This is a genomic window from Streptomyces sp. NBC_00094, from assembly GCF_026343125.1.
Classification (GTDB): Bacteria; Actinomycetota; Actinomycetes; order Streptomycetales; family Streptomycetaceae; genus Streptomyces.
In genome coordinates, this window is sequence record NZ_JAPEMB010000001.1 from 3,146,798 (window position 1) to 3,162,500 (window position 15,703).

General features: G+C 69.5%; 11 protein-coding genes and 2 rRNA genes (1 of these 13 only partly in view). 5 read left to right on the plus strand and 8 right to left on the minus strand.

Annotated elements, in window-relative coordinates:
* Nucleotides 1–6 precede the first annotated feature (6 nt).
* The 6 genes from OG580_RS13540 to mtrA form a co-directional block, all read right to left on the minus strand.
* Nucleotides 7–774 (minus strand): response regulator transcription factor, encoded by a 768-nt coding sequence (locus OG580_RS13540; protein WP_267043918.1) that lies wholly within the window; start codon nt 772–774, stop codon nt 7–9.
* A gap of 215 nt (nt 775–989) precedes the next feature.
* Nucleotides 990–1,670: a ribosome-associated translation inhibitor RaiA gene (gene raiA / locus OG580_RS13545; protein WP_267043919.1), complete on the minus strand. Its 681-nt coding sequence runs from the start codon at nt 1,668–1,670 to the stop codon at nt 990–992.
* Between the two features lie 294 nt (nt 1,671–1,964).
* Complete coding sequence (locus OG580_RS13550) at nt 1,965–2,780, minus strand: ComF family protein (protein ID WP_267043920.1); 816 nt, start codon at nt 2,778–2,780, stop codon at nt 1,965–1,967.
* A gap of 148 nt (nt 2,781–2,928) precedes the next feature.
* Nucleotides 2,929–4,692, minus strand: coding sequence for an LpqB family beta-propeller domain-containing protein (locus tag OG580_RS13555; protein ID WP_267043921.1), 1,764 nt, complete (start codon nt 4,690–4,692; stop codon nt 2,929–2,931).
* Nucleotides 4,693–4,783: 91 nt separating this feature from the next.
* Nucleotides 4,784–6,799 carry an MtrAB system histidine kinase MtrB gene (gene mtrB / locus OG580_RS13560; RefSeq protein ID WP_267043922.1) on the minus strand — a complete coding sequence of 672 codons (2,016 nt, stop codon included), beginning with the start codon at nt 6,797–6,799 and terminating at the stop codon, nt 4,784–4,786.
* Between the two features lies 1 nt (nt 6,800).
* Nucleotides 6,801–7,478 carry a two-component system response regulator MtrA gene (mtrA, locus tag OG580_RS13565; RefSeq protein ID WP_024758631.1) on the minus strand — a complete coding sequence of 226 codons (678 nt, stop codon included), beginning with the start codon at nt 7,476–7,478 and terminating at the stop codon, nt 6,801–6,803.
* Between the two features lie 331 nt (nt 7,479–7,809).
* Between mtrA and OG580_RS13570 the strand changes: the two genes are divergently transcribed.
* The 5 genes from OG580_RS13570 to OG580_RS13590 are packed head-to-tail and all read left to right on the plus strand — an operon-like array spanning nt 7,810 to nt 13,223.
* Nucleotides 7,810–9,024 (plus strand): hypothetical protein, encoded by a 1,215-nt coding sequence (locus OG580_RS13570; RefSeq protein WP_267043923.1) that lies wholly within the window; start codon nt 7,810–7,812, stop codon nt 9,022–9,024.
* Between the two features lie 4 nt (nt 9,025–9,028).
* Nucleotides 9,029–9,721 (plus strand): DUF4129 domain-containing protein, encoded by a 693-nt coding sequence (locus OG580_RS13575; protein ID WP_267043924.1) that lies wholly within the window; start codon nt 9,029–9,031, stop codon nt 9,719–9,721.
* Entirely contained in the window at nt 9,718–10,920 is a 1,203-nt protein-coding gene (locus OG580_RS13580) for a DUF4350 domain-containing protein (protein ID WP_267043925.1), read from the plus strand. The genes OG580_RS13575 and OG580_RS13580 overlap by 4 nt, the downstream gene beginning before the upstream one ends.
* Nucleotides 10,917–11,900, plus strand: coding sequence for a MoxR family ATPase (locus OG580_RS13585; protein WP_267043926.1), 984 nt, complete (start codon nt 10,917–10,919; stop codon nt 11,898–11,900). Before OG580_RS13580 ends, OG580_RS13585 begins: the two co-directional genes overlap by 4 nt.
* Before the next feature lie 12 nt (nt 11,901–11,912).
* Nucleotides 11,913–13,223: a DUF58 domain-containing protein gene (locus OG580_RS13590; protein ID WP_267043927.1), complete on the plus strand. Its 1,311-nt coding sequence runs from the start codon at nt 11,913–11,915 to the stop codon at nt 13,221–13,223.
* Nucleotides 13,224–13,323: 100 nt separating this feature from the next.
* Here the strand turns inward: OG580_RS13590 and rrf are convergent.
* Nucleotides 13,324–13,440 (minus strand): 5S ribosomal RNA (gene rrf / locus OG580_RS13595).
* Nucleotides 13,441–13,525: 85 nt separating this feature from the next.
* Nucleotides 13,526–15,703 (minus strand): 23S ribosomal RNA (locus tag OG580_RS13600); it runs 945 nt beyond the window's last position.

The following is a 15,703-nucleotide window of genomic DNA, read 5'->3' on the forward strand; positions in this document are numbered from 1 at the left end:
GCCGACCTACCGGATCTCCAAGATCTTCTCCCGCATCGCGTAGACCACGGCCTCCATGCGGGAGTGGAGCTGGAGCTTCTCCAGGATGTTCCGGACGTGGTTCTTCACCGTGTTCTCGGAGATGAACAGCTCCTTGGCGATGTCCCGGTTGTTCATCCCGGTCGCGACGAGCTTGAGGACCTCCAGCTCACGGTCCGTCAGCCGGGGCGCGGGCACGAGCCTGCGCTCGTCGGTGCGCTGGATCATCGACTTGAACTCGGTGAGGAGTTTGGACGCCATCGACGGGCTGATCTGCGACTGCCCGTCGGCGACCGCGCGGATCGCCGTGGCGACCTCGTCGGTGGAGATCTCCTTCAGGAGGTAGCCGGTCGCCCCGGCCTTGATCGCGTCGTAGAGGTCGGCCTCCTCGTCGCTGATCGTCAACATGATGATCTTCGCGCTGGGGGCCACCTCCTTGATGGAGGTGCACGCCTCGATGCCGCCGCGCCGGGGCATCCGTACGTCCATCAGAACGATGTCGGGCAGCAGGTCGGCGGCCTTGTCGACGGCCTCTGCGCCGTCGCCGGCCTCGCCCACGACCTGGATGTCCTCCTCCTGGGCCAGGACGATCTCCAGGCCACGACGGAAGAGGGCGTGGTCGTCCACGACGAGGACCCGGATCGGCTCCTTGCGGTAGGCCTCGCTGTCCGAATCCGATCCCTCCGGAGCCCTCTCCGAAGTCACCGCGCCATAGGACTCACGGCCGCTGAGCACCGGCCCGAAGCTGTCCGCCATCGTTCCTCCCCCTGAAGGCCGTGGCCTGAATTCGTTTCCGGTCCTCCAACCACTGCCCCAAGAGCACCGGTTGGCGTGCACGACATGCTTTCATGCCCCGGCGCCGCGCGGGGTTACCTGTGGGCGCACGAGGGTGCCCCTGGGGGCGCGAACCGCGCTCCAGGGGCACCGCGAGGGACACCTGAGGTGTGTGTGGATGGTGCGGTGGCGGCTAGTCAGCCGCCGAGCGCACCGCCGGCGCCGCCGCCCTCTGCGAGCGGGTCGCTCTCCAGGTGGATGACGCCGTAGTCGTACGCGTGTCGCCGGTAGACGACACTCGGCTGCTTGTTGTCGGAGTCGACGAAGAGGTAGAAGTCGTGGCCGACCAGCTCCATCTCGTAGAGCGCCTGGTCGAGCGTCATCGGGGCGGCCCGGTGGGTCTTCTCGCGCACCACCAGCGGGCCGTCGCCCTGGACCTCGATCGAGCCCATCATCGTGGTGGGCACCTTGTCGGCCTCGTCGGCGACCAGCTGGCCGTCTCCGTTGAGCTGGGCGGCGCCGGGCACCACGTCCCCGACCTCCGCCGCCGACAGCCTGCCGTTGCCACGGCGGGTGTACCGCTTGTCGTGCTGCTTCCGCAGCCGGGCCTCCAGCTTGTCACTGGCGAGGTCCAGGGCTGCGTAGGCGTCGCCTGCCGCCGCTTCCGCCCGGATCACCGGACCTCGGGAGTGGAGGGTGATCTCCACGCGGTCCGACCGGTCGGCCTGGCGCGGATTGTGCTCCTTGGACACCTCGACGTCGAGGCTGATCACCTTGCCGTCGAGCTTCTGGATCTTCTCCAGCTTCAGCTTCTCGGCCACGTGCTTGCGGAACCGCTCGGGCACCTCGGTCTTGCGGCCCTTGACGACGATGTCCACGCAGAACTCCGTTCCCGGATCGCCCTGGTCGGCTCCTTGGCCGCCGGGCATCTCCCTTTGCACCAGACTCCGGTGGTTACCGGAGCTCGGACTTGGCGACTTTTACCTCCTCCTCCCCAGTCGACAAGATCCCCACCCCATCGACAAGAGGTTAATTCGCCCTGAACTCCTGTCCTGTAGGCGCAACCATGTATTCGGTGAGGCAGTGGCGTTCGCCATTCCTCACAACCGAACATAGCCCCTTCGGACGGGTGTCGGCACCCGGTAACGAGACTTACCTCCGTTCGGGTGCTTTCACCTCTCACCACCTGCAACGATCCAAGTTCCTGGCGAGTTCCGGTTTATTTCGAACGAGGCGGGAGAGGATGCGATCACAGCCGCCTGCCGCTGTTCGAATCCATGCTGCGCAGAAGTCCCCGCAGCCCTCCCCGCCATTCCCTGCGGTAATCCGGGAATGAACGGAAGATGGACGTCTCCGAGCGCACGCGCCGCCTCCGCGAGCGAAGCGCCCGTGGTCATCAGGTCGTCCACGAGAACCACCTTTCCGGCCTCGACGAGCCGCGCACCGCCCGGCACCAACTCCAGCGCCCCGGAGAGGTTCGCCAGCCGCCCGCGCGCCCCGAGACCCGCCTGGTCCGCCACGTACCGCCGCTGGCGCAGTACGGGCACGACCCGGGCCGCCCGGCCCTCGCCCCGTAGCCGGGCGGCCGCGGCCAGCGCGATCCGTCGTGTCGGGTCGTGGCCACGCGCCCGTACGGAGCGCCGTGAGGACGGCACCGGTACCAGGAGCAGCGGGGGAGAGCCGAGGCCCGTGGCGGGCCCGGCAGCGGCCGCCACGGCGGCGGCCAGCGCACCGCCCAGAGGCCCGGCCAAGGCCAGCGCCCCCCGCTCCTTGTGAGCGAGAAGAAGCTCCCGTACGGCGTCGGCGTACGGCGCGACGGCATGGACCACCGGCAACCCCTCGGGCTCCGGGTCCGGCCGCACCCTGCGCGGCCCCGTCCCCGTCAGCGCGCCCGCGCACACCGGACACAGGACGGTGCGCGGCCCGCCGCAGCCTCCGCAGGCGACCGGCAGCACCAGCCCGGCGATCTCGCGCCACCACCCCCGCATGACTCCACTGTGCGCGCTCCGGCCGCCGCCGACCACCCCTGTGGAAAACCCGTGGGGTCCCCCGGAACCACTCGGTCCCCAGGAACCCCACCGAACCCCGGAAGTACGTCAGGTGCGCCCCGATTCCGGGGCGCCGACAGCGGCGCCGCTACCCGGGGTAGACGGGAGAGCCGCCGGTCTTGACCACCGGCTGCCAGTTCGTCCCCGGCGCCAGCCGGACGATGCCGTCGTTCCCGGAGTCCGCCACCACCGGAGCCCCGTCGCCGTTCGGCGCGGCGACCGACGTCACCCCGTTCAGACCGGGAAGCACCGCACTCGCCGAGGTCGAGCCGTCCGTCTGGAGGTAGCGGATCTGCTGCACGCCGCCCGCCTCCTTGCCGACGACGACCAGCCGGCTCGGGCCCGCCCACGAGACGGCCGTGACCGACTCCATCCGTGGCGCGGCGGGCTGCAGGTCGACGACCGACACCGTGGGCTCCGCCCCCGTCGTCTGCCGCTCGACCCGGCCGATCTGCAGTGTGGTGCGCTCCCCCTGCGTCACCAGCAGGGCGATCCGCACGCCGTCCGCCGAGACCCTCAGCGCCTCGACCCGGGTGTCGTCCGTCAGCCACGGCGTACGGACCTCGACGGGATCACCGGAGCCGTCGGGCACCATCCACAGGTGCGGCTCCGCGGGGTTGCGGTCGGCGACCCACAGGTCGCCCCGACCGTCCCAGCTCGGCGCGGACAGCCGGTCCGCGGGACGGGCCGCCTTGCTCGACAGCACGGCCGGCAGCGGGTCCTGCTCCGTCGTGATCGAGGAGACGAACAGGTCGCGCCCGTTCGTCCCGACCCCTGCGGCCCGGGTCTCGCCGCGGTCGACGGCGACCGACTGCAAAGGGGTGGTCCCCCGGCCGAACGGCCCGGGCACCTCGGCCGGCTCGTCGGTCTCCTCGCCCCCGACCTCCAGCTTCATCAGCTTGCCGTGCGCGTCGACGAAGTAAGGGTTCTCCTTCGGCACGGTGCCGTGGTCCGCCGCGAACTCGGCCGCCTGCCCCTTGCCCAGCCGGCACAGCGGATCTCCCGTCGACTTCAGGAGCTCGACCTGCTCGACGCGTACGGAGGTCAGATCGCCCAGCGTGAAGAGCAGCTGCGCCGCCATCCGCCGGCACGCCTCGCCCCCCGCCTGGTTCGCCTTGGCGTTGAGCGGCACCTTCAGCGTGGACTGGTCGTCCGTCGTCAGCGAGGTGACGCCCGCCTTCAGCTCCGTACCGGAGGGGAACTGCGAGTCGACGGCCGACTTCAGCCAGTTCGTCGGTCCTTCGAGCAGCGCCTTGACCGTCTGCGTCACCGGGTCCATCCGGGTGACCGGGTCCTGGCGCTGCCGGATGTAGACCGGGTCGGCGACGACCCGGTCCTCCCCGGAGGCGAAGTAGTACTTGTTGACCGACCGGTAGTTGCGCAGGAAGTCGGCCTCACCGAGCACCAGCCCCGAGGGCAGGCTGTCGATGCGCCACTCCTTGCTCTTGCCGTCCGCGGCGGTCTGCTGCACGACCCGGATCGACTGGACGTACGCGGCGGGGCTGACCGGCTGGTAGGCATGCCGGGCGTCCACCGTCGCGATCTTGCGGCCGGAGAGCGGGTAGATGCGGTCCTGGTCGTCCGGATCGGAATTGCGGTCGGACGGTTCGCGGTCGGGCGCGGTGGTGAGCACGGTGATGCTCTGCTCCGGCTTCCAGCTCTCCGCGGCCTGCTCCGTCAGATACTTGCGGGCGGTGGCGAAGCCGGGGTCATCACTGGTCATGGCCTCCAGGAAGCCGTCGACGATCTCGCCGGGGGCCGCGTTCTCGCGCGGGGCGACCGCGTAGACCCGCACCTGCGAGTCACCGGGGTTCTGCCCCTTCACCACCTGTACGTCGCCGCTGTCGGGCATCGTCGCGCACCCGGTCACGAGGAGCCCCCCGCACGCGGCCAGCACCACCGCGTGCCTGCTCCGGCCCCACCCCGCGCGTCCCTGTCGGGATTCAGCGCCCACGTGTCCCGTCCTCCCGCTCCGCGTTCCCGGTTCCCCCGGCCGTCACCGCGCTCGTCCCAGCGCCGTCGGTGTCCGTCGCCGCTCGCGCCACCACCCGGGCGCCGCTGCCGGGCAGGGCCGTCGGGTCGACGGTCGTCCGCGGCGGCGCGGGCAGCCTCGGCGGTACGGGCAGCGCCGGCCGGTCTCCGACGGGCTGCGGCGGAACCGCCGCGAGGCGCGCGCTCTCCTGCGCGCGTCCGGCGGCCGCCTGCTCCCGGTTGCGCCGCGAGTCCTCGGGCTCCAGCGGGATCGGGGAGCCCCGCAGCGGCTCGTCCGCCGTCCTCGGCAGGGTCAGCCGGAACTGCGAACCGCCTCCGGGCTCGCCCCAGGCCTGCAGCCAGCCGCCGTGCAGCCGGGCGTCCTCCACCGCGATCGACAGGCCGAGGCCCGTACCGCCGGTGGTGCGGGCACGGGCGGGGTCGGCGCGCCAGAAACGGTTGAACACCCGGGTCGCCTCGCCCGGCTTGAGCCCGACGCCGTAGTCACGGACGGCGATGGCCACGGCCCCACCGGCGGCGGCCAGCTTCACCACCACGTCCCGGCCCTCGCCGTGCTCGACGGCGTTGACGACGAGGTTGCGCAGCACCCGCTCGACCCGGCGGGCGTCCGCCTCGGCCACCACGGGCTGCTCGTCGCCGAGGACCACGATCCGGGTGCCCTTGCGTTCGGCGAGGGGTTCCGCGCCGCCGATGACCCGGCGCACGACCTGGCGCAGGTCTATCGGCTCGGCCTCCAGGGCCGCCGCTCCGGCGTCGAAACGGCTGATCTCCAGGAGGTCGGAGAGGAGCGACTCGAAGCGGTCGAGCTGGTCGCCGAGGAGTTCGGCGGCGCGCCCGGTGACGGGGTCGAAGTCGACACGGGCCTCGTGGATGACGTCGGCGGCCATCCGGACCGTGGTCAGTGGGGTACGCAGCTCGTGCGAGACGTCCGAGACGAACCGCCGCTGCATCCGCGACAGCTCCTCCAGCTGCTGGATCTTGAGCTGGAGGCTCTGGGCCATCTTGTTGAAGGCCTCGCCGAGTCGCGCGATGTCGTCCTCGCCGGTGACCTTCATCCGCTCCTGGAGACGGCCGGCCGAGAGCCGCTCGGCGATCCCGGCGGCCATCCGGACGGGCGTGACGACCTGGCGCACCATGAGCCAGGCGATGGCGCCGAGCAGCACGACGACGAACAGCCCGGCGGTCGCCAGGGTGCCCTTGACCAGCGTGAGGGAGTCCTCCTCCTGCGTCAGCGGGAAGAGGTAGTACAGCTCGTACGGGGTCCCGTCGGCGTCGTTCAGCCGCTTGCCGATCACCAGCCCGGCCTCGGAGGCCTTGCCGTTGGTGTAGTTGATCCGGGTCGACTTCTGGAAGGTGTCCACGCCCTGGGCGACCGAGAGCCGCAGATCGGCGGGGATGCTCGTGGTGGGGTCGACCTCACCCGAGGCCCGAGCGCCACGGCTCGCGGTGTCACCGGCGTCGAGGGAGAGCGCGACCACGTTGAAGGCGCTCTGCCCGCCGCTGGCGAGTTGCTCGACCAGCGTGGAGCGCCAGTTCACGGACGCGCCGGTCCGCCCCCCGTCCTGCTCGCCGGGGGCCGACGGCGTGGTCGCCGCCCGGTCCTGCGCGGCGGAGAACCCGCCCGCGGCCTGGCTCTGGGCAGCCCGCTCCTTGGCGTCGAGCAGTCCGTTGCGGACCTGGCCGATGACGACGAGGCCGAGCAGCAGCACCACTCCGAGAGACATCAGCAGAGTGCCGGCGACGACCCTCAGCTGGATGTTCCGCCGCCACAACCGGACGGCGGGCAGCAGCGGGCGGCGGACCCAGCGCGCGAAGAGCCGGAACACCGGTCCACCCGGCGCTCCGTCCTTGAGCAGCCGTCCGAACGACAGACGGCCGAAACGCGGGCCCCCCCGCCCCGGTCCGGCAGTCCGCCCCGTACGGACTCCCGGGTCCCCGGGCTTCGGAGCAGTACTGCCTTCAGTCATGTCAGCTCGGTCCCGCCTTGTAACCGACGCCACGGACGGTCACCACGATCTCCGGGCGCTCGGGGTCCTTCTCGACCTTCGAGCGCAACCGCTGGACGTGCACGTTCACCAGCCGTGTGTCGGCCGCGTGCCGGTAACCCCAGACCTGCTCCAGCAGGACCTCACGGGTGAAGACCTGCCACGGCTTACGCGCCAGCGCGACGAGCAGGTCGAACTCGAGCGGGGTCAGGGCGATGGACTGCCCCTCCCGCTTCACGGAGTGCCCGGCCACGTCGATGACCAGGTCACCGATGGTGAGCTGCTCCGGAGCCGGCTCCTCGGACCGCCGCAGCCGTGCCCGGATACGGGCGACGAGCTCCTTCGGCTTGAACGGCTTCACGATGTAGTCGTCGGCCCCGGACTCGAGACCCACCACCACGTCGACGGTGTCGCTCTTCGCGGTCAGCATGACGATCGGCACACCCGACTCGGCCCTGATGAGTCGGCACACCTCGATGCCGTCCCTTCCGGGCAGCATCAGGTCCAGCAGCACCAGGTCCGGCTTGGCCTCCCTGAATGCGGCAAGCGCCTTGTCACCGTCCGCGACGAACGACGGATCGAACCCTTCACCCCGCAGCACGATGCCGAGCATCTCGGCCAGTGCGGTGTCGTCGTCGACGACAAGAACGCGTCCCTTCATATCGACATCATCCCATTAGCCAATCGTTACCTGCCGTGACCTGTCCCACAGCGTCTCCCCCAGCCCGGGCCGCGATCTCGTGGATCACGCTCCGCTCGGCCCGCCGCCGCACGGGTCGCGCGTCCAGATCGGGCATTCGCACAGTGTGCCGCCTACCGCCCGATCAATGAAGGTCCGGACAAAGGTACGAAGGAGAAGGCCGCTCCCACCCACGGGCAGGGCCCCACGTGGCACGATGGCACCCGGCCCGCCGCCGTGCCAGGTGTCGGCCGCCGTGACCGAGCCGGTTCGCCGATCCGGCACCGCGACCATTCCTCCGAGGTGGACGACCGTGAACGACACTCCGGGCTGGACCTCGCCCGGATCCGCTCCCTCCGACGGCCAGGACGGCTCGGGCATCCCCCGGCCCACCACCCCCGCCGACGCGAACGGCCCCGCCTCTCAGTGGTCCAAGGACCAGCCGCCCGCCGGCCAGTGGTCCCCGCCCACCGGTCAGACGCCGCCTCCGACTCCCGGCCGGAACTGGGGTGCCCCGCCCCCGAACCCCCACTGGGGCAGGCCTCCGGCCGCCAAGCCGGGCGTGATCCCGCTGCGCCCGCTGGGCATGGGCGAGATCCTCGACGGCTCGGTGAAGACCCTGCGCACCTACTGGCGCACCGTGCTGTCCATCTCGGTCACGGTCGCGGTGATCTCCCAGATCGCCTCCCTCCTGGGCCAGCGGTATCTGGTCCCCACGACTCCGGCCCTCAGCCCCGACGCGACGCCCGCCGAGCAGCTGGAGCAGTCGCTCCAGGCTGCCCAGGACTCCCTGATCGGACTGGGCCCCGCCCTGCTCGTCACGCTGGTGACGTCCCTCGTCAGCGCCGCCCTGCTGACCGTCGTCATCAGCCGCGCCATCGTGGGCCGCCCGGCCTCGCTCGGCGACGCCTGGCGCGAGGCCCGTCCGCGCCTCCTCCAGCTCCTCGGACTGACCCTGCTGATGGTGGCGCTGAGCCTGGCCGTCATCGCCGTCGGCCTGCTCCCCGGTCTCCTGATCGGCGGTTCCGTCGGCGTGGCCCTGATCGTGCTCGGCGGGTTCGGTGCCATGGCGGCAGGTGTCTGGCTGCTGATCCGCTACAGCCTCGCCTCCCCCGCCCTGATGCTGGAGCGCCAGGGCGTCGTCAGCTCGCTGAAGCGCTCGGCGAAGCTGGTGCAGGGCTCGTGGTGGCGGATCTTCGGCATCACCCTGCTCACCCAGCTGCTGATCTTCATCTTCACGATGATCATCGCGATCCCGTTCACCATCGTCGGCATCGCGATCGACGGCGACGGCTTCTCGGGCCTCCTCTCCGGCTCCTCCACCGCCTTCGGCTGGCCGTTCCTGATCGTCACGGGCATCGGCGGCGTCATCACCAGCGCGGTCACCTACCCGATCTCGGCCGGTGTGACCGTCCTCCTCTACGTGGATCAGCGCATCCGCCGCGAAGCCCTGGACCTCGAACTGGCCCGAGCCGCCGGCCTCCCGGGCTACGGCCCCACTCCCGGCAACGAGACCGTCGGAGGCTGATGCCGTGACGGTCACGGGGGGAAGGACCGCGGCACTCACACTCCTGCGCGCCGACGGCGACGCACCGGTGGACATCTCCCGCCTCCCCGCCCGCGAGGCGGCGGAGCGGGAGCTGTCCGAGCCGATGTACCACGAGAACGATCCGAGCCTCCTCCAGCGGGGGCTCGACCGCTTCTGGGAGTGGATCGACGACCTCTTCGGCGCGGCGTCCGGAGCCACCCCCGGCGGCATCGTGGGCCTCGTCGCGATCGTCCTGGTCGTCATCGCGCTCGTCGCCGCCCTCTGGTGGCGACTCGGCACCCCCCGCAGAACACCGGGCACAGCCGGCGACTCCCTCTTCACCGACGGCCCCCGCACCGCCGACGAACACCGCGCGGCCGCCACCCGGCACGCCTCGGCGGGCCACTGGAACCAAGCGGTCCAGGAACGGATGCGGGCCATCGTCCGCTCCCTCGAAGAGCGCGTCCTGCTCGACCCCCGCCCCGGCCGCACCGCCGACGAGGCGGCGGCCGAAGCCGGCCGCTCGCTCCCCTCCCGCGCCGACGACCTACGCCTCGCCGCCCGCGCCTTCGACGACGTCACATACGGCGGCCGCACCGCCGACGAGCCCACGTACCGCCGCATCGAGGAACTGGACACCGCCCTGGAGCGGACGCGCCCCACCCTCGACACCGCTTCCACGGGGGCGCCCTCATGAGCCGACCGGCCGTCGACTCCACCTCGACCGCCCTGTCCGCCCGTCAGATCTGGACCCGTGCCCGCGGCGCCGCTCTCGTCCTGGCCCTGATCCTGATCGGCGGCATCGCTCTCGCGACGGTCCGCTCCACCGGGTCCCACGGCGCCCTCGACCCCCGCTCCGCCGACCCCGCCGGCAGCCGCGCCGTCGCCGAACTCCTCAAGGACCGCGGCATCACGGTCACCACCGCCACCACGCTCGACGAGGCCACGGCCGCCACCGACGCCCGCACCACCCTCCTGGTCACCACCCCCGACCTCCTGACGGAGACTCAACTCGCCGCCCTCCAGCGAGCCATGGAGACATCCGCCGGCCGCACCGTCCTCCTCGGCGCCGGCCCCGCCTCCCTCGGCACCCTGACCCCGGACGTCGCCAACGCCACCAGCTCCCCCGTGACGAACCGAGCCCCCGCCTGCACCCTGCCCGCCGCCACCCGCGCCGGCAGCGTCGAGCTCGGCGGCGAGCGCTACGTCATCGACCCCGGCACCGAGGCCGACGCCTGCTACCCCTCCGACGGCCTGCCGACCCTGGTCCGCCTCCCCGGCACGGGCGCCGCCGACACCGTCCTCCTCGGATCGCCCGACATCCTCTACAACAACCATCTCGACCAGCAGGGCAACGCCTCGCTCGCCCTGCAACTCCTCGGCTCCCGGCCCCATCTCGTCTGGTACCTCCCCTCCCTCGCCGACCCCTCGGCCGCCACCGACGCCCCCGCCGGCAGCACCACGGACAACTTCCTCGCGCTCGTCCCCTCCGGCTGGCTGTGGGGCACGCTCCAACTCACCGTCGCCGCCCTGCTCGCCGCCATCTGGCGCGGCCGCCGCCTCGGCCCCCTCGTCACCGAACGACTCCCGGTAGCCGTCCGCGCCTCCGAGACCACCGAAGGCCGCGCCCGCCTCTACCGCAAGGCGAACGCCCGCGACCGCGCCGCCTCCGTCCTCCGCACGGCGACCCGCACCCGCATCGCCCCCCTCATCGGCGTCCCCACCCAGGACGCCCACGCCCCCGAACTCCTCCTCCCCGCACTCTCCGCCCGTCTCCCGGAGACCACCGCGGACCCCAGAACCCTCCTCTTCGGCCCGGCTCCCGCCGACGACACCACCCTCATCCGCCTCGCGGACCAACTCGACGCCCTCGAAAGAGAGGTACGCACCTCATGAGCGCCCCGACCCCCGAGACCGCTACGAACTCGGACAGCGCCCGCGCCTCCCTGGAGGCCCTGCGCACCGAGATCGCGAAGGCCGTGGTCGGCCAGGACCCCGCCGTCACCGGTCTCGTCGTCGCCCTGCTCTGCCGAGGACACGTCCTCCTCGAAGGCGTCCCCGGAGTCGCCAAGACCCTGCTGGTCCGCTCGCTCGCCGCCGCACTCGAACTCGACACCAAGCGCGTCCAGTTCACCCCCGACCTCATGCCGAGCGACGTCACCGGCTCCCTGGTCTACGACACCAGGACCGCCGAGTTCTCCTTCCAGCCCGGCCCGGTCTTCACCAACCTGCTGCTCGCCGACGAGATCAACCGCACGCCCCCGAAGACCCAGTCCTCGCTCCTGGAGGCGATGGAGGAGGGCCAGGTCACCGTCGACGGCACCCCACGCGCCCTCCCCGACCCCTTCCTGGTCGCCGCGACCCAGAACCCCGTCGAGTACGAAGGCACCTACCCTCTCCCCGAGGCCCAACTGGACCGGTTCCTGCTGAAGCTGACGGTCCCTCTGCCTTCACGCACCGACGAGATCCAGGTCCTCACCCGTCACGCCGAGGGCTTCGACCCCCGCGACCTGAAGGCCGCGGGCGTCCGCCCGGTCGCGGGTCCCGCCGAACTCGAAGCCGCCCGGAACGCCGTGGCCAAGGTCGCGGTCTCCCCCGAGATCGCCGGCTACGTCGTCGATATCTGTCGTGCCACGCGTGAATCCCCCTCGCTCACGCTCGGGGTCTCCCCCCGAGGCGCCACCGCCCTGCTCTCCACCGCCCGCGCCTGGGCCTGGCTCACCGGCCGGGACTACGTCACCCCGGACGATGTGAAGGCCCTCGCTCTCCCCACCCTGCGTCATCGCATCCACCTGCGGCCCGAGGCCGAGATGGAGGGAGTCACCGGTGACTCCGTCATCAACTCGATCCTCGCCCACGTCCCCGTCCCCCGCTGAGAACGGCGCCCCATGGCCCTCACCGGACGAACCGCGCTGATCGCGGCCCTCGGATCGCTCCCCGTCGGCATCCTCGCCCCCAGCTGGACGGGGATGCTCGCGGTGAACGCGCCTCTCTCACTAGCAATCCTGTGCGACTACGCCCTGGCCGCGCCAGTACGAACGCTCCAGTTCACCCGAAGTGGTGATACATCCGTTCGACTCGGTGACGCGGCAGAAGTCCAGCTCACCATCACGAACTCGTCCCGCCGCCGCCTCCGCGCCCAGCTCCGCGACGCCTGGCCGCCCAGCAGCTGGCTTCCCGGCACCGAACAGGCCGCGTCCCGCCACAGCCTCACGGTCCCCGCCGGCGAACGCCGCCGCCTCACCACAAGCCTGCGCCCGACCCGTCGCGGCGACCGCCGGGCCCAGCGGATCACCGTCCGCTCGTACGGCCCCCTCGGCCTCGCCGCCCGCCAGGGCAACCACGAAGTCCCCTGGACGGTCCGTGTCCTGCCGCCCTTCACGAGCCGCAAGCACCTGCCGTCCCGCCTGGCCCGCCTCCGCGAACTCGACGGCCGTACCAGCGTGCTGACTCGCGGCGAGGGCACCGAGTTCGACAGCCTCCGCGAGTACGTCCCCGGCGACGACACCCGCTCGATCGACTGGCGCGCCACCGCCCGCCAGTCCGCGGTGGCCGTCCGAACCTGGCGCCCCGAACGAGACCGCCACATCCTCATCGTCCTCGACACCGGCCGTACCTCGGCCGGCCGCGTCGGCGACGTCCCCCGCCTGGACGCCGCGATGGACGCCGCTCTTCTCCTCACCGCGCTCGCCTCCCGCGCCGGCGACCGCGTCGACCTCCTGGCCTACGACCGCCGTCTCCGCGCCCAAGTCCAGGGCCGCACGGCCGGTGACGTCCTGCCCGCCGTGGTCGACGCCCTCGCCCCACTCGAACCGGAACTGGTGGAGACCGACGCCCGCGGCCTCGCGGCGACGGCTCTCTCCCGCGCCCCACGCCGCTCGCTCATCGTCCTTCTGACGGCCCTCGACGCGGCCCCGATCGAGGAGGGCCTTCTCCCGGTCCTGCCACAGCTCACCCAGCGCCACACGGTCCTGGTGGCCTCCGTCGCGGATCCTCGGACCAGCGCCATGGCAGCCACCCGAGGAACGCTCGAAGGCGTCTACGAGGCGGCCGCGGCCACCCAGACCCAATCCCAGCGCGCCCGTACCGCGGACCAGCTACGCCGTCACGGCGTCACCGTCGTCGACGCCACCCCCGACGCCCTCGCCCCCGCCCTGGCGGACGCCTATCTCGCCCTGAAAGCAGCCGGCCGCCTCTGACGCACTCGCTCCTCCATCGACAGGCCTCGCCGAAAGGCATCCGGCCCGTAAACGCAGAAAAGCCCCGCACCATAAGGTGCGGGGCTTTCCCACAATGATTGTTCGGCGGCGTCCTACTCTCCCACAGGGTCCCCCCTGCAGTACCATCGGCGCTGAAAGGCTTAGCTTCCGGGTTCGGAATGTAACCGGGCGTTTCCCTAACGCTATGACCACCGAAACACTATGAAGATATGAACCGCCGCACCACCCGAAAGGGGGGCGTGTTCGTTACTTCAGAACTAACACAGTGGACGCGAGCAACTGAGGACAAGCCCTCGGCCTATTAGTACCGGTCAGCTCCACCCATTACTGGGCTTCCACATCCGGCCTATCAACCCAGTCGTCTACTGGGAGCCTTACCCTCTCAAGGAGGTGGGAATACTCATCTCGAAGCAGGCTTCCCGCTTAGATGCTTTCAGCGGTTATCCCTCCCGAACGTAGCCAACCAGCCATGCCCTTGGCAGGACAACTGGCACACCAGAGGTTCGTCCGTCCCGGTCCTCTCGTACTAGGGACAGCCCTTCTCAATATTCCTGCGCGCGCAGCGGATAGGGACCGAACTGTCTCACGACGTTCTAAACCCAGCTCGCGTACCGCTTTAATGGGCGAACAGCCCAACCCTTGGGACCGACTCCAGCCCCAGGATGCGACGAGCCGACATCGAGGTGCCAAACCATCCCGTCGATATGGACTCTTGGGGAAGATCAGCCTGTTATCCCCGGGGTACCTTTTATCCGTTGAGCGACGGCGCTTCCACAAGCCACCGCCGGATCACTAGTCCCGACTTTCGTCCCTGCTCGACCCGTCGGTCTCACAGTCAAGCTCCCTTGTGCACTTACACTCAACACCTGATTGCCAACCAGGCTGAGGGAACCTTTGGGCGCCTCCGTTACCCTTTGGGAGGCAACCGCCCCAGTTAAACTACCCATCAGACACTGTCCCTGATCCGGATCACGGACCGAGGTTAGACATCCAGCACGACCAGAGTGGTATTTCAACGGCGACTCCACCATGACTGGCGTCACGGCTTCAAAGTCTCCCACCTATCCTACACAAGCCGAACCGAACACCAATATCAAACTGTAGTAAAGGTCCCGGGGTCTTTCCGTCCTGCTGCGCGAAACGAGCATCTTTACTCGTAGTGCAATTTCACCGGGCCTATGGTTGAGACAGTCGAGAAGTCGTTACGCCATTCGTGCAGGTCGGAACTTACCCGACAAGGAATTTCGCTACCTTAGGATGGTTATAGTTACCACCGCCGTTTACTGGCGCTTAAGTTCTCAGCTTCGCCACACCGAAATGTGACTAACCGGTCCCCTTAACGTTCCAGCACCGGGCAGGCGTCAGTCCGTATACATCGCCTTACGGCTTCGCACGGACCTGTGTTTTTAGTAAACAGTCGCTTCTCGCTGGTCTCTGCGGCCACCCCCAGCTCACGGAGTAAATCCGATCACCAGTGATGGCCCCCCTTCTCCCGAAGTTACGGGGGCATTTTGCCGAGTTCCTTAACCATAGTTCACCCGAACGCCTCGGTATTCTCTACCTGACCACCTGAGTCGGTTTAGGGTACGGGCCGCCATGAAACTCGCTAGAGGCTTTTCTCGACAGCATAGGATCATCCACTTCACCACAATCGGCTCGGCATCAGGTCTCAGGCTTAATGTGTGACGGATTTGCCTATCACACGCCCTACACCCTTACCCCGGGACTACCACCGCCCGGGCTGGACTACCTTCCTGCGTCACCCCATCGCTTACCTACTACAAGTCTGGTTCGCCGGCTCCACCACTTTCCTTTCCCCGAAGGGTCCGGAACGGCTTCACGGGCTTAGCATCGCCTGATTCGATATTGGGCGTTTCAAAGCGGGTACCGGAATATCAACCGGTTGTCCATCGACTACGCCTGTCGGCCTCGCCTTAGGTCCCGACTTACCCTGGGCAGATCAGCTTGACCCAGGAACCCTTAGTCAATCGGCGCACACGTTTCTCACGTGTGTATCGCTACTCATGCCTGCATTCTCACTCGTGAACCGTCCACAACTCGCTTCCGCGGCTGCTTCACCCGGCACACGACGCTCCCCTACCCATCACAGCGGGCGTTGGCCCTATTGCTGCAATGACACGACTTCGGCGGTACGCTTGAGCCCCGCTACATTGTCGGCGCGGAATCACTTGACCAGTGAGCTATTACGCACTCTTTCAAGGGTGGCTGCTTCTAAGCCAACCTCCTGGTTGTCTCTGCGACTCCACATCCTTTCCCACTTAGCGTACGCTTAGGGGCCTTAGTCGATGCTCTGGGCTGTTTCCCTCTCGACCATGGAGCTTATCCCCCACAGTCTCACTGCCGTGCTCTCACTTACCGGCATTCGGAGTTTGGCTAAGGTCAGTAACCCGGTAGGGCCCATCGCCTATCCAGTGCTCTACCTCCGGCAAGAAACACAC